The 13,856-nt window shown below is 71.8% G+C and carries 14 protein-coding genes; 4 read left to right on the top strand and 10 right to left on the bottom strand.

Annotation, left to right across the window (positions count from 1 at the left end; genetic code table 11):
• Positions 1-2 precede the first annotated feature (2 nt).
• The 4 genes from FZ046_RS03930 to FZ046_RS03945 are packed head-to-tail and all read right to left on the bottom strand — an operon-like array spanning position 3 to position 4,273.
• Complete coding sequence (locus FZ046_RS03930; RefSeq protein WP_070353330.1) at positions 3-977, bottom strand: N-acetylglucosamine kinase; 975 nt, start codon at positions 975-977, stop codon at positions 3-5.
• Entirely contained in the window at positions 974-2,107 is a 1,134-nt protein-coding gene (locus tag FZ046_RS03935) for an SIS domain-containing protein (protein ID WP_070353329.1), read from the bottom strand. The genes FZ046_RS03930 and FZ046_RS03935 overlap by 4 nt, the downstream gene beginning before the upstream one ends.
• Positions 2,100-3,416: a D-tagatose-bisphosphate aldolase, class II, non-catalytic subunit gene (locus tag FZ046_RS03940; protein WP_099045916.1), complete on the bottom strand. Its 1,317-nt coding sequence runs from the start codon at positions 3,414-3,416 to the stop codon at positions 2,100-2,102. The genes FZ046_RS03935 and FZ046_RS03940 overlap by 8 nt, the downstream gene beginning before the upstream one ends.
• Positions 3,413-4,273, bottom strand: coding sequence for a class II fructose-bisphosphate aldolase (locus FZ046_RS03945; RefSeq protein WP_070353328.1), 861 nt, complete (start codon positions 4,271-4,273; stop codon positions 3,413-3,415). Before FZ046_RS03945 ends, FZ046_RS03940 begins: the two co-directional genes overlap by 4 nt.
• A gap of 96 nt (positions 4,274-4,369) precedes the next feature.
• Here FZ046_RS03945 and FZ046_RS03950 point away from each other — a divergent pair, with 96 nt between their 5' ends.
• Complete coding sequence (locus FZ046_RS03950; protein ID WP_070353327.1) at positions 4,370-5,152, top strand: DeoR/GlpR family DNA-binding transcription regulator; 783 nt, start codon at positions 4,370-4,372, stop codon at positions 5,150-5,152.
• 3 nt (positions 5,153-5,155) lie between these two features.
• Here the strand turns inward: FZ046_RS03950 and FZ046_RS03955 are convergent, their stop codons facing one another.
• From FZ046_RS03955 to FZ046_RS03970, 4 genes are all read right to left on the bottom strand, one after another.
• A complete protein-coding gene (locus FZ046_RS03955; protein WP_070353326.1) occupies positions 5,156-6,040 on the bottom strand; it encodes a hypothetical protein in 885 nt (294 codons plus the stop codon).
• A gap of 320 nt (positions 6,041-6,360) precedes the next feature.
• Positions 6,361-6,759, bottom strand: a complete 399-nt coding sequence (locus FZ046_RS03960) for a hypothetical protein (RefSeq protein WP_070353325.1) — start codon at positions 6,757-6,759, stop codon at positions 6,361-6,363.
• A 36-nt stretch (positions 6,760-6,795) separates the two neighbouring features.
• Positions 6,796-7,407 (bottom strand): recombination mediator RecR, encoded by a 612-nt coding sequence (recR, locus tag FZ046_RS03965; RefSeq protein ID WP_070353324.1) that lies wholly within the window; start codon positions 7,405-7,407, stop codon positions 6,796-6,798.
• Between the two features lie 13 nt (positions 7,408-7,420).
• Positions 7,421-7,753, bottom strand: coding sequence for a YbaB/EbfC family nucleoid-associated protein (locus FZ046_RS03970; RefSeq protein WP_070353323.1), 333 nt, complete (start codon positions 7,751-7,753; stop codon positions 7,421-7,423).
• Between the two features lie 124 nt (positions 7,754-7,877).
• On the opposite strand from FZ046_RS03970, the gene FZ046_RS03975 reads away from it, so the two are divergent.
• Positions 7,878-8,642, top strand: a complete 765-nt coding sequence (locus FZ046_RS03975) for an Rv3717 family N-acetylmuramoyl-L-alanine amidase (RefSeq protein ID WP_070353322.1) — start codon at positions 7,878-7,880, stop codon at positions 8,640-8,642.
• Here FZ046_RS03975 and FZ046_RS03980 read toward each other — a convergent pair.
• A complete protein-coding gene (locus tag FZ046_RS03980) occupies positions 8,639-9,076 on the bottom strand; it encodes an SRPBCC family protein (protein WP_070353321.1) in 438 nt (145 codons plus the stop codon). The genes FZ046_RS03975 and FZ046_RS03980 overlap by 4 nt on opposite strands.
• Positions 9,077-9,165: 89 nt before the next feature.
• On the opposite strand from FZ046_RS03980, the gene FZ046_RS03985 reads away from it, so the two are divergent.
• Both FZ046_RS03985 and FZ046_RS03990 read left to right on the top strand, forming a co-directional pair.
• Positions 9,166-10,554, top strand: coding sequence for an FAD-binding oxidoreductase (locus tag FZ046_RS03985; protein WP_070353320.1), 1,389 nt, complete (start codon positions 9,166-9,168; stop codon positions 10,552-10,554).
• The gene (locus FZ046_RS03990) at positions 10,551-11,864 is read left to right on the top strand and encodes a class I SAM-dependent methyltransferase (RefSeq protein WP_070353319.1); all 1,314 of its coding nucleotides are present in this window, start codon (positions 10,551-10,553) and stop codon (positions 11,862-11,864) included. Before FZ046_RS03985 ends, FZ046_RS03990 begins: the two co-directional genes overlap by 4 nt.
• Here FZ046_RS03990 and FZ046_RS03995 read toward each other — a convergent pair.
• Positions 11,861-13,837 carry a DNA polymerase III subunits gamma/tau gene (locus tag FZ046_RS03995; RefSeq protein WP_149484187.1) on the bottom strand — a complete coding sequence of 659 codons (1,977 nt, stop codon included), beginning with the start codon at positions 13,835-13,837 and terminating at the stop codon, positions 11,861-11,863. The two genes, FZ046_RS03990 and FZ046_RS03995, sit on opposite strands and share 4 nt — an antisense overlap.
• Between the last annotated feature and the right edge of the window lie 19 nt (positions 13,838-13,856).

Genomic DNA, 13,856 nt, shown 5'->3' on the forward strand with positions numbered 1-13,856 from the left:
CCTCACCTCTCTTCGGGGACTGCCAGCGCAGCCAGTGCTTCGGCATCCAGCGGATGGCCGCTTCGTTTCGCCGCGTAGATGGCGGCCCCCAGCGCCGGGTCGAGAACCGGCCGGCGCAGGTCGTACTTCGCCGGGCGACGTCGCAGCGCGGCGCGGAAGCGGCCCTCGAAGCCGTCGGCGCCGAACATCCCGCCCGAGTAGGACACCGGCACGGGGTCGCCGTCGCCGAATCCGATGAGGGTCCTGGTGGCGTCCACCAGGATGGCCAGTTCCTCGGTCGCCTCGTCGAGGATGGCCGAGGCCGCGGCGTCGCCCGCAGCCGCGGCCGCGCACACCGTCCTGGCGAGGTCGGCGATCGCGCTGCGGCTGCCGCCCCACTGCTCGATGACCAGGCTCACCGCGTCGAGATCGCTGCCGAGCGCCAGCCGTTCGCGGAGCAGGTCGGCCAACGGTCCGGGTGCGGCACGGCCGTCGCTCATCCGGCTAAAGGCGTTCAGACCGCGCACGGCGATCCAGTACGCCGAGCCCTCGTCGCCGAACAGCTCGCCCCAGCCGCCGACGCGGTGGCCGACGCCGGCCCTCTCGCCGTAGGTCATCGATCCGGTGCCGGCGATGACGTTGATGCCGTCCTCGCCGAGCAGCGATCCCGCCCAGCCGCACACCATGTCGTTGTCGCAGGAGTAGCGATCGTGGCCGAGGATGCGGCCGGGCAGCGCGTCGAGCAGCGGCAGGTCGGTGCTGGATTCGCCGTAGCCGGGCAGCCCGAAGAACGCGGCGGCGACGTCGGCGGCGGTGATGCCCGCGGCGCGGCAGACCTCGTCGACGCCCTCGGCGAGCGTGCGCTCGACCGCCTCGAGGCCCTCGCTGAAGTAGTACGACGTCGCGGTGTGGGCGCGGGCGAGCACTCCCCCGGCGTGGTCGATCAGCGCGAAGGCCGTCTTCGAGCCGCCGCCGTCGACGCCGAGGTAGAGCGTCACGCGTCGCGCCCGTCGAACGGGTGGATCGTGACGCCCTTGACCACGCGGGACACCTCGCCGCCGGGGAAGGGGTTGTCCGGCGTCTTGCCCCACTGCAGGGCGGTGTAGAGCGCGAGGTACTGGGCGATCACCAGGTAGGCCTGTGCGACGTGCGCGTCGTCGAGCCCGTCGAGCCCGGGCAGCACCCACGTCGTCGCGCCGTCGGCGTCGTCGGTCCCGATGACGACGACGTGATCGTCGCCGAGCTGAGCGCGGACCTCGGCGACGAGGTCGAGGTCGTAGCGGCGGGTGTACGGGTCGGTGGACAGGTAGACCACCACCAGGGTGTCGGCGTCGAGCACCGACTTCGGCCCGTGCCGGAAGCCCAGCGGGGAGTCGAAGTAGGTGACCACCTCGCCGGCGGTGAGTTCGAGGAGCTTCAAGGCGGATTCGCGGGCCAGGCCCTCCAGCGCGCCGCTGCCGAGGTAGACGAACCGGGTGCGCTTGGCCCCGGCGAGCGCGCGCACCTCGTCGCGCCGGGCGATGACGTGTTCGGCGGCGGCGGCCAGCGCCTCGGGAGCGTCCGGTGTCGACGGGCCGAGCAGCAGCAGGCTGGCCAGCATCATCGAGGTGAGGCTCGAGGTCATGGCGAAGCCGGTGTCGTTGGTGCGCTCGGGCATGACCACGACGTGCGAGCGGTCCCGCCCGGCGTGTGCGGTGGCCAGGGCCCCGCTGCCGTCGCAGGTGAGCACCAGATGCCAGACGTGGGTGACGAATTCGTCGGCGGCGGCGGTGGCGGCAACGCTCTCCGGGCTGTTGCCGGAGCGCGCGAACGACACCACCAGCGTGGGGGTGTCGCGTTCCAGATGGTCGGTCGGGTTGGCCACGATGCTGGTGGTGGGGATCGCCGCGACGCGCAGCCCGAGCGCACGGCGCAGCGCCGGCGCGACGACCTGTCCGGCGAACGCGGAACTGCCCGCGCCGGTGAGGATCACCCGCAACGAGGGAACGTTGACGACGTGCGCGAGGAACTCGCGTGCCGCGGCGTGATCCCGCGACGCCAGCTCGCGCCAGGCGTCGGGCTGCTGACCGATCTCGAGAATCGTTGCGCCGCCCTCGCTCTGGGCCGGAGTGGTGGGTGCGTCAGACATGGCTTCCTTCGTTCGTCTCGGGATGGCAGGCCGCGGCGTAGTCGCGGAGCACGTCGCGGACGCGGTCGACGACCAGCGCGCGCGGCGTCGGAGCCAGCGCCCCGGCCCGCACACGGGCGTACTGCGCGGGCAGGTACTGGCTCAGCAGGGGCTCCGGAATGCCGGTGCGGTCGAGGTTGGCGTACAGCGTTGCGCACGCCGCATCGATCGCCGGATCGGGCCAGTAGTAGCGCAGCCGGTCGCTGTAGCTGTAGCGGCGGGCGATGCGCTGCTCGGTGGCGTCACCGCCGTAGTACCCCTGCCAGTAGCCGGGTTCGGCGAGCATGCGCTGCTCGACGACGTCCGGCAGGTGCGACCGGGCCGCGTCGTCGACGAGTTCGGCTTCGATGGCGGCCAGCGCGAACAGCGCCTCCCGCAGGGCGAACGTCAGGCCGGGCCCAACCTTGAGGATCGCCCAGTGGTCCTCGACGAGCGCCCGCAGCGCCTCGGGCCGCTGGTAGTCGGTGGAGTGCGCCTCGAACACCAGCATCGGCTCGTCGTCGATCACCCGGCGCAGGGCGGCGGTGCCGGACCTGCGGTAGTCGACGACCTTGAGGTGGTCGAACTCGACGCCGGGCTGCACCACCAGGGCGATGACGCGGTCCCACGCGTCGGCGACGCCGTGCGCGGCGAACGCGTCGCGGTGGGCGGCGATGGTGCGCCGGGCCGCCTCGGGCGCGGTCGGCGTGACGCCGTCGAGCGTCTCGTGCGCGCCGCCGGGCACCGGCACCTCGGTGCCGATGACGTAGCAGGGACGGGTGCCGGCGCGGCGGGCGGCGTCCTCGGCGATGCGCAGCAACCGGGCGGTGCGCTCGGCGACCAGGTCGTCGCCGAGGACGGCGGGATCGTCGGCGCACGACATGCTGCAGTCGAGGTGGATCTTGCTGAACCCCGCCTCGACGTAGGCGGCCACCAGGGCGTCGGCGTTGGCCATCGCCTCGGCGGCGGGCCGCCCCTGCCAGCGGTTGGGGCCCAGGTGGTCACCGCCGAGCACGACGCGCTCGCGATCGAACCCGCGGTCGTCGGCGATGCGGTGCACCAGGTCGCGGAAGTCGGCCGGGCGCATGCCGGTGTAGCCGCCGAACTGGTCGACCTGGTTGGAGGTGGCCTCGATCAGGGTCGGTGTGCCGTCCGCGTCGGCCTGCGCGATCGCGGCGTCGATGACGACGGGGTGCGCCGAGCACACGGAGTAGATGCCGACCGCGTCACCCGTCTCGTGCGCGCGGATCAGGTCGGTCAGATCGGCGGTGCGCAGTGCGGCGGTGCTCATCGGGCCACCTCCGCGGCCAGCGCACGGCACCGTTCGGCGACGACGTCGGCGATGGCGGCGCGGCCGGCGTCGAGGTAGCGCCGCGGGTCGGTGACCGACGGGTCGGCGGCGAGCGCGTGCCGGACGGCCTCGGTGAATGCGACGTTCAGGGCGGTGCCGACGTTCAGCTTGCGCATGCCGGCGGCGACGGCGTGGCGCACGACGGCGTCGGGCACGCCGGAGCCGCCGTGCAGGACCAGCGGCACGGGCACCGCGGCGGCCAGCCTGCGGACCAGGTCGACGTCGATCTCGGCGTCGCGGCGGGTCATCGCGTGCGCGCTGCCGACGGCGACGGCGAGCGCGTCGACGCCGGTCGCCGCGACGAACGCGGCCGCCTCCGCCGGGTCGGTCCGCACGCCGGGGGCGTGTGCGCCGTCCTTGCCGCCGATCTCGCCGAGTTCGGCCTCCACCCACAGGCCCACGGCGTGGGCGCGTTCGGCGAAGGCGCGGGTCTGGGCGACGTTGTCGTCATAGGGCAGGTGCGCGGCGTCGATCATGACCGATCCGACGTGCAGGTCCGCGGCGCAGGACAGGGCCGTCTCCAGCAGTGCCGCGTCCCGCACGTGGTCGAGGTGGATCGCCAGCGGTGCGCTGCTCGCCACCGCGACCCGCGCGCATGCGGCAGCCAGCGGTTCCAGCCGGCCGCCGTGATACCGGATCGCGTTCTCGCTGATCTGCAGGATCGCCGCGCCGCGCGTGCGCTCGACGCCGGCGGCGATGCCCTCGGCGTGTTCGAGGGTGACGACGTTGAAGGCGAGCGCCGCTCCCCCGGCCGTGACGGCCGCGGTGACCAGATCGCCGCTGCCGACCAGCGTCACCGGTGCGCCGATGTGAAGTGCGTCATGTCTCGATGATCGAAAGATCGCTCAGAACACGCAATGAATGTCGCCCAAACGATCAATTAAATTGAGCGCATGTCGACCCGGCGCAACGACCGCATGCGGAAGGTGTTGTCGCTGTTGCGCCACCGTGGGCAGCTGTCGTCGGCCGAACTGCGTGCCGCGCTCGACGTGTCGGCGGCGACGTTGCGGCGCGATCTCGCCGACCTGGAGGAGCAGGGCCTGCTGCTGCGTACGCACGGCGGCGCGCGCACCACGGATCCGTCGGACAGCGAGATCCCGGTGCGGCTGCGCGACCACCGGCTGGTGGCGATCAAGCGGCGCATCGCGCAGCACGCCGCCGCGCTGGTGCCGTCCGGGCCGCAGGCCGTTGCGCTCACCGGTGGGGTGACCACCGCCGAGGTGGCCAAGTCACTCAAGGGCAGGCCGGACCTCACCGTCGTCACCAATTCCCTGGTGATCGCCGCGGACTGCGCCGTCGACGTGCACACCCGGGTGTTCATCACCGGGGGCCGGGTGCGCGCCAACACGATGGAGGCCGTCGGGCCCATGAGCGAGTACGCCTTTCAGGCCATCACGGTCGGCACGGCGATCCTCGGCGCCGATGGCATGTCCGCCGAGCGCGGCGCCACCACCTACGACGAATCCGAGGCCCGGACCGCGATCGCCATGGCCGGCAACGCCCAACGCGTCGTCGTCGCGGTGGACGGCAGCAAGATCGGCAAGATCACGCTCGCGAAGATGGTGGAGCTGAACCAGATTCACCATCTGGTCACCGATCGCAGCGCCGACGCGGCACAGCTGCGCGCGATCGCCGCGGCCGGCGTGCAGGTGCACGTCGTCGACCCCGGGGCGTGACGCTCAGGCGGCGCAGCGCCGGACGACGCGGTGGACCTCGGTGAGCTGGAGTTCGCACCCGCGCTCGCGGAGCGCGGCCTCGGCGCGGGCGAGCCACTGCGACGGCCGGTCCTCGGCGATCACCCGGATCACCGTCCAGCCGAGGTCGGTGAGCATCCGCAGCCGGGTGAGGTCGCGGACGTACTGTCGGCGGTCGGCACGGTGCTGATCGCCGTCGTACTCCACGGCGACCGAGAATTCCTCCCAGCCCATGTCGAGGTAGGCCATGCCGGTGGCCAGCGGTACCGGGATCTGCGTCTCGGGCCGGGGGAAGCCGGTGTCCAGCAGCCACAGTCGGGTCCGGCTCTCCCGCGGTGACGCGGCACCGCCGTCGACCAGCGGCAGCAGCTCGCGCAGCTGCCGCAACCCGCGGCTGCGGGGGTACCGCTCGCCCAATTCCAGGACGGCATCGACGTCGAAGCGCTGATTCCACATCAACGCATCGAGCCGGGCGAGGGCCTCCGGCCGGGCCTGGTGCCTGCCGAGGTCGAAGGCAGTGCGCACCCGCGTGGCCACCGGAAGCCCGTGCAGCCGGCGCACCTCGTCGGGTTCGAGGCGCTCCAGCCGCGGCACGAGCCCCGGCTGCGGCGTGCACTTGGCGCCGAGCACCTCGATCGGGTGCTGCGAGTCCACCCAGGGCGCGCCATGCAGGCCGGCCGCGGCCACCCCGGTGATCACCCCCCGGCGCCCCGTAGCCAGCCAGGCGCCGATGGCACGATCCCGCAGCGACGCCTCGGCGTCCTTGGCGACGTACACGCCGCGGTAGATCGGTTGGTACCAGCGGCGCAATTCGTGTCGCGTCATGCGGCCCGCCGCGACCGCCTCGCCCCCCAGGAACACCTCGCCCATGGGCGCATCGTGCCGAGGACCACCGACAGTTCGGCACCCGGCTCGCGAGATCCGGGTTCTGGCGGGGAAGTGCGAGTGGAGCCCGCCAAAAGTCGGATCTCACGGGCGCGGTGGGGGTTGCGGGGGCCTCGGGTCGCGAGATCCGGGTTTTGGTGAAGAAGTGCGAGTGGAGCCCACCAAAAGTCGGATCTCACGGGGACGGCAGGGGTGGCTTGGGGGCGTTCGGCACCCGGCTCGCGGGATCCGAATTTTGGCGGAGAAGTGCGAGTGCAGCCCACCAAAAGTCGGATCTCACGGGGGACGAGGGCCCCGCGCGGGCGCTACAGCCCGAGGTCGCGGAGGAACTCGGGCTTGTAGGCCTCGAGGATGACGTAGCTCGGGTCGGGGACGGGGGCGTCGGGGACGTCCTCGTCGACGACGTCGCCGTCGGCCACGTCGACCCACGCCTGCGCGGCGCCGTCCCAGCGTGCGACGGTGAACGCGGCGGGCACCTCGTCGAAGGCCACCAGTCCGCGAGCGGTGCGCTCGGCCTCGCGGGCGTCGGTCAGCGTGTGGGTGTACAGCTGGATGCGGTTGCCGTCGCGGGTGACGGTGACGCGGGAGCCGAGGCGCTTGCGCGCGTCGTCGTCGAGGTCCAGGCTCCGGAGCTTCTCCCAGAAGGTGAGCCCGTGCTCGTCGGTGCCCAGCTCGACCTCGACCTTGAATTCGTCGTCCGCCACGACGGCCAACCTATGCCATCGCGGCGGCGCCGCGCATCAGGCCATCGCCCGGCGCCCGGCCAGCGCCCGCCCGAGGGTCAGTTCGTCGGCGAACTCGAGGTCGCCGCCCATCGGCAGGCCCGACGCGATGCGGGTGACGGTGAGCCCGGGGATGTCGCGCAGCATCCGCACCAGGTAGGTGGCGGTGGCCTCGCCTTCGGTGTTGGGGTCGGTGGCGATGATGACCTCGGCGACGTCGACGCCGTCGACGCGCTCGCCGATGCGGTTCAGCAGCTCGCGGATGCGCAGCTGGTCCGGTCCGATGCCGGACAGCGGGTCCAGCGCGCCGCCGAGGACGTGGTAGCGGCCGCGGAACTCCCGGGTGCGCTCGACGGCCTGCACGTCCTTGGGTTCCTCGACGACGCAGACCAGCGACGCGTCCCGGCGCGGGTCACTGCAGATGCGGCAGCGCTCGTGGTCGGACACGTTGCCGCACACCGCGCAGAACGTCGCGCCCTCGCGCACGCGGTTGAGCACGGCGGTCAGCCGGTCGATGTCCGGCGGCTCCACCGACAGCAGGTGGAATGCGATGCGCTGCGCGCTCTTCGGGCCGATGCCCGGCAGCTTGCCCAGTTCGTCGATCAGGTCCTGAACGGGCCCCTCAAACATGGCGCTTCAAACGTCAGGCTCCCGGCAGGCCCATGCCGCCCAGGCCGCTGGCCAGCGGACCCAGCTTGGACTGGGCGAGCAGCGTCACCTGCTGCGCGGCGTCCTTGACGGCGCCCACGACGAGGTCCTGCAGCGTCTCGACGTCCTCGGGGTCGACGACCTTGGGGTCGATCGCGACGCCGATCACCTCGCCGCTGCCCTTCATGGTGACCTGCACCAGGCCGCCGCCGGCCTGGCCGTGCACCTCGGCGTCGGCCAGCGCCGCCTGCGCCTCCATCAGCTGCTGCTGCACCTGCTGCGCCTGTGCCAGGAGCGCTGACATGTCGGGCTGTTGACCGGGTTGCATCGACGTGTCCCCTCGGGTTGATCGCGGCTCGTTGATCGCGGGTTGGTCTCGATGTGGTTGCGCATCCGGCGCACGACCCCATTTGGGGTTCAAGACTAGTCGCCCCCCGGGCTAGCGTGACGCCGTGCCAGTTCATGCCAGCCTGCGTGTCGGCGCGGCGGCCGCGGTCGGCCTGCTCGTCGCCGCCTCGTCCGCGGCGGCACCGCACGCCGCGGCGGCCCCCACCAGCATCGCCGGGATGATCGTCTTCCTCGATCCCGGCCACCAGGGCGCCAACCCCGCCTCGATCAGCAATCAAGTGCCCACCGGGCGCGGCGGGACCAAGGACTGCCAGGCCAGCGGGACGTCGGCGAACGACGGCTACCCGGAGCACTCCTTCACCTGGGAGACCACGCTGCGCATCCGTCAGGAGCTGACGCAGCTGGGCGTGCGCACGGCGATGTCGCGTGGCGACGACACCGGACCCGGTCCGTGCGTCGACCAGCGGGCCGCGATGGCCAATGCACTCAAGCCCGACGCGATCGTGTCGATCCACGCCGACGGCGCCGCCGAGGGCGGCCGCGGCTTCCACGTCAACTACTCCGACCCGCCGCTCAACACCGCGCAGGCCGGTCCGGCGGTCCAGTTCGCCCGCACGATGCGCGACCAGCTGCAGGCCGCCGGCCTGGTCCCGGCCAACTACATCGGCCAGGGCGGCCTGCTGCCCCGGTCGGACATCGCCGGTCTGAACCTCGCCCAGTACCCGTCGATCCTGGTCGAGCTGGGCAACATGAAGAACCGCGCGGACGCCTCGCTCATCGAGACTCCCGAGGGCCGGCAGAAGTACGCCGACGCCGTGGTCCGCGGCATCGCCGGCTTCCTGGCCACCCGGCCGCAGCGCAGCGCTTAGCGCTCGAGTTCGGCCTTCAGGTTTTCCAGGACCTGGGCCTGGATCTTGCGCAGCCCGAGCGGCGCGAACGTCTTCTCGAAGAAGCCGCCGATGCCGCCGGCGCCCTGCCACGACGTCTTGACCGTGACGGTCGATCCGGTGCCGGCCGGGGCGACGGTGTAGTTGGTCACCAGAGTGGAGTTGGCGTCCTTCTCGATGACGGCGTGGCCGGCGACGTCCACGGTCGCCTTGACCTCGCGCACGCGCGACTTGGTGGCCTGCAGCTTCCACGTGGCCACGGTGCCGGCGCCCTGACCGCCCTCGAGCACCCGGTAGTCGCGGTAGTGCTCGGAGAGGATCTTCGGCCGGACGGTCTGGTAGTCGGCGACCGCGGCGAACACCGCGTCGGGCGCCGCGTTGATCAAGACGGTGCTGGTTGCGCTGACCTGTCCCATCGTTGAAGACTCCTCGTCGATTCGGTGTCGGTGCCGTGTCCACCCCCGGTGCGGTCGCACCGGCATTCACCGGGGACTAGCGTATATGCGTGACTGTTGCATCCATCCGCGCGCAGTCGGCGCACGAGGCAGGCGTGCAGCGGCTGCTGGCGAGCTACCGTGCGATACCTCCCACCGCGACGGTCCGGTTGTCCAAGCCCACGTCGAACCTGTTCCGCGCGCGTGCCGAGACGACCACCAAGGGCCTCGACGTCTCCGGCCTGACGAGCGTCGTCGCCGTCGATCCCGACGCCCGCACCGCCGACGTGGCCGGCATGTGCACCTACGAGGACCTGGTGGCGGCGACGCTGCCGTACGGCTTGTCGCCGTTGGTGGTGCCGCAGCTCAAGACCATCACCCTGGGCGGCGCGGTGACCGGCCTGGGCATCGAGTCGGCGTCATTCCGCAACGGGTTGCCACACGAGTCGGTGCTGGAGATGGACGTGCTCACCGGCGCCGGCGACATCGTCACCGCGTCGCGTGACCAGCACGCGGACCTCTTCCGCGCCTTCCCCAATTCCTATGGCACGCTCGGCTACTCGGTGCGGCTGAAGATCGAGCTGGAGCCGGTGAAGCCGTTCGTGGCGCTGCGGCATCTGCGCTTCAACTCGGTGTCCGCACTCGTCGCGGCGATGGACCGCATCGTGACGAGCGGCGAGCACGACGGCACGCCCGTCGACTACCTGGACGGCGTGGTGTTCAGCGCCGACGAGGGCTATCTGAGCCTCGGACTGCGCACCGGCACACCGGGTCCGGTGAGCGACTACACCGGGCAGCGGGTGTACTACCGCTCGCTGCAGCACGACGGTCCCGACGGCGCCGTGACGACCGACCGCCTGACGATTCACGACTACCTGTGGCGCTGGGACACCGACTGGTTCTGGTGCTCCCGGGCGTTCGGCACGCAGAACCCGACCATCCGGCGGTTCTGGCCGCGGCGCTACCGGCGCAGCAGCGTGTACTGGAAGCTCGTCGCCTACGACCGCAAGTTCGACGTCGCCGACCGCATCGAGAAGCGCAACGGGCGCCCGCCGCGCGAGCGCGTGGTGCAGGACGTCGAACTGCCGATCGAGCGCACCGCCGAGTTCGTCGAATGGTTCCTGGACACCGTGCCGATCGAGCCGATCTGGTTGTGTCCGTTGCGGTTGCGTGGCGACGAGGGTTGGCCGTTGTATCCGATCCGGCCGCGGCACACCTACGTCAACGTCGGCTTCTGGTCGTCGGTGCCGGTCGGCGCCGAGGAGGGCGCGACCAACAAGTTGATCGAGAAGCGCGTCAGCGAACTGGACGGGCACAAGTCCCTGTACTCCGACGCCTACTACGCGCCGGACGAGTTCAGCGATCTCTACGGCGGCGCGGCCTACGAGACCGTCAAGAAGACCTACGACCCCGATTCTCGTCTCCTCGACCTTTATTCGAAGGCGGTACAGCGCAAGTGACGACGTTCAAGGATCAGACCGGACCGCGGACGGGACGGCTCACGCTCGCCGAGATCCTCGAGATCGTGGTGGCCGGCGACGAACTGCCGCTGAAGTTCACCGCCTACGACGGCAGCACGGCGGGTCCCGACGACGCGGCGGTGGGGCTCGACCTGCTGACCCCGCGCGGCACCACTTACCTGGCGACGGCGCCGGGCGACCTCGGACTGGCGCGCGCGTACGTCGCGGGCGACCTCGAGCCGCGCGGCGTGCATCCCGGCGACCCGTACGATCTGCTGCGCGCCTTGGCCGACAAGCTCAACTTCAAGCTCCCGTCGGCGCGCATGCTGGCCACCATCATCCGCTCCATCGGCGTCGAGCACCTGGTGCCGATCGCACCGCCGCCGCAGGAGGCGCTGCCGCGGTGGCGTCGCGTCGTGGAGGGGTTGCGGCACAGCAAGACCCGCGACGCCGAGGCGATCCATCACCACTACGACGTGTCGAATGCGTTCTACGAGTGGGTGCTCGGCCCGTCGATGACGTACACCTGCGCGTGCTATCCGGACGCCGACGCCACCCTGGAGGAGGCGCAGGAGAACAAGTACCGGCTGGTGTTCGACAAGCTGCGGCTGCAGCCCGGTGACCGTCTGCTCGACGTGGGCTGCGGCTGGGGCGGCATGGTGCGCTACGCCGCCCGGCACGGGGTGCGCGCGATCGGCGTGACGCTGTCCAAGCAGCAGGCCGAGTGGGCGCAGAAGGCCATCGTCGAGGAGGGCCTCGCCGATCTGGCCGAGGTGCGGCACAGCGATTACCGCGACGTCCGCGAGTCGGGGTTCGACGCGGTGTCCTCGATTGGGCTGACCGAGCACATCGGCGTGCAGAACTACCCCGCGTACTTCCGCTTCCTGCAGTCGAAGATGCGCGTCGGCGCACTGATGCTCAACCACTGCATCACCCGGCCGGACAACCGCGCCGGCGCGGCGGCCGGCGGGTTCATCGACCGCTACGTGTTCCCCGACGGTGAACTCACCGGCTCGGGCCGCATCATCACCGAGGCACAGAACGTCGGCCTCGAGGTGCTGCACGAGGAGAACCTGCGCCTGCACTACGCCATGACGCTGCGCGACTGGTGCCGCAATCTGGTGGAGCACTGGGACGAGGCGGTCGCGGAGGTCGGCCTGGCCACCGCCAAGGTGTGGGGGCTCTACATGGCCGGCTCGCGGCTGGGCTTCGAGACCAATGTCGTGCAGCTGCACCAGGTTCTGGCCGTCAAGCTGGACGACAAGGGCAACGACGGCGGCCTGCCGCTGCGCCCGTGGTGGTCGGCCTAGCGCTCGAGCGGTCGGGCGCCGAGTTCGTTCTGCAGGAGTTCGAGCGCCACTTCCTCCGGGTCGCGCCGGGGTGCCGGGTCCTCCCGCTGCGCCTCGGCGAGCATGCTCTCCTCGTCGTCCACGTCCGGCGGGGGCGGCGCGGCCATGGGTGCCGCGGCCGGCTGGGCACGCTGCTCGGGAGCGGCGGCGACGGGCGTGCCCGCCTCGCAACGGATGTTCCAGTTCACCCCGAGCGCGTCCTTGAGCGCGTCGCGGATGATCTCCACGTTGCGCGGCTCGTTGATCCGCTTGGCCAGCGGTGCCGAGACGTGGCTGAGCACCAAGGTGTCGCGCTCCACGGCGACGACGATCGCCCCGTCGAGCATGACGTCGGTGGGGCGGCGGCGTTCACGCACCTTCTCGCGCACGGTGCTCCACAGGCTGCGCACCGTGGCGGCGTCGGGTTGCGCGGTGGCCGTGTGTGTTTCGGCAGCGGGCTGCGGGGCGGGTCGCGGCGCCGGAGGCTCGGGGCGGGCGGGCGGCGCGGGCGGCATGGCGCGCGGCGGCGCGGGTTCGGGCGGCGCGGATGTGGGTTCGGGCCGCGCGGGCGCAGGGTTGGCCACCGCGGGTGACGGCGGTGCGGCGGGCTCGGGCGGCGGTGCGGCCGGGGTCGGCGGCGCGGGAGCCGGGACGGGGGTCGGGGCCGACGGGGCGGGTGCCGGGGCGGGTGCGGCAGCGGCGTCGGGTTCCGGAGCGGACTGGCTGCGGCGGGTGAACTGCTTGGTGGGCGGACCGGCGTGGATGGCCGCCGCTTGGGCGGCCTCGTCGGCCGGGATCGACACGTCGAGCCGCTTCTCGATGCGCTCGATGCGTTGCAGCAGTGCGGCTTCGGTGTCGCTGGCCGACGGGAGCAGCAGCCGGGCGCAGACCACCTCGAGCAGCAGCCGCGGTGCGGTGGCGCCGCGCATCTCGCCGAGCCCGGCGTGCACCACTTCGGCGTAGCGGGTCAGCGTCGCGGTGCCGAGGCGGTCGGCCTGGCCGCGCATCCGCTCGAGCACGTCGGCGGGCGCGTCGACGACGCCGCGGGCGGCCGCGTCGGGCACGGCCTGCAGCACGATGAGGTCGCGGAACCGCTCGAGCAGGTCGGTGGCGAAGCGCCGTGGATCGTGCCCGGCGTCGATCACGGATTCCACCGCACCGAACAGTGCGGCGGCGTCGCCGGCGACCAGCGCGTCGACCGAGTCGTCGATGAGCGCCATGTCGGTGGCACCGAGCAGCGACAGCGCGCTGGCGTAGTCGACGCGGTTGCCGTCGGCGCCGGCCAACAGCTGGTCCAGCACCGACAGGGTGTCGCGCGGTGAGCCGCCGCCGGCGCGGATCACCAGCGGGAACACCGCGTCGTCGACGACGACGTCCTCCTGGGCGCAGATCCGCTCCACCAGGCCGCGCATGGTCTTCGGCGCCAGCAGCCGGAAGGGGTAGTGGTGCGTGCGGGACCGGATGGTGGTCAGCACCTTCTCCGGCTCGGTGGTCGCGAAGACGAAGATGAGGTGTTCCGGCGGCTCCTCGACGATCTTGAGCAGCGCGTTGAACGCCTGCGGCGTCACCATGTGCGCCTCGTCGATGATGAAGATGCGGTAGCGCGATTCGGCCGGGGCGTAGAACGCCCGGTCGCGTAGTTCGCGTGCGTCGTCGACGCCGTTGTGGCTCGCGGCGTCCAGCTCGGTGACGTCGAGGTTGCCCGGACCGTTGGGCGCCAGCGCCACGCAGGACCCGCAGACGCCGCACGGCGTCGGGGTGGGACCGGCCTCGCAGTTCAGCGAGCGGGCCATGATGCGCGCCGACGACGTCTTGCCGCAGCCGCGCGGGCCGGAGAACAGGTAGGCGTGGTTGATCCGGCCGGCGGTCAGGGCGTTCGACAGCGGCTCGGTGACGTGTTCCTGCCCCACCACCTCGGCGAACGAGGCGGGGCGGTACTTGCGGTAGAGAGCCACGGAAGAAGGCTACCGAGGA

The sequence above is a fragment of the Mycolicibacterium grossiae genome (genome assembly GCF_008329645.1).
Classification (GTDB): domain Bacteria; phylum Actinomycetota; class Actinomycetes; order Mycobacteriales; family Mycobacteriaceae; genus Mycobacterium; species Mycobacterium grossiae.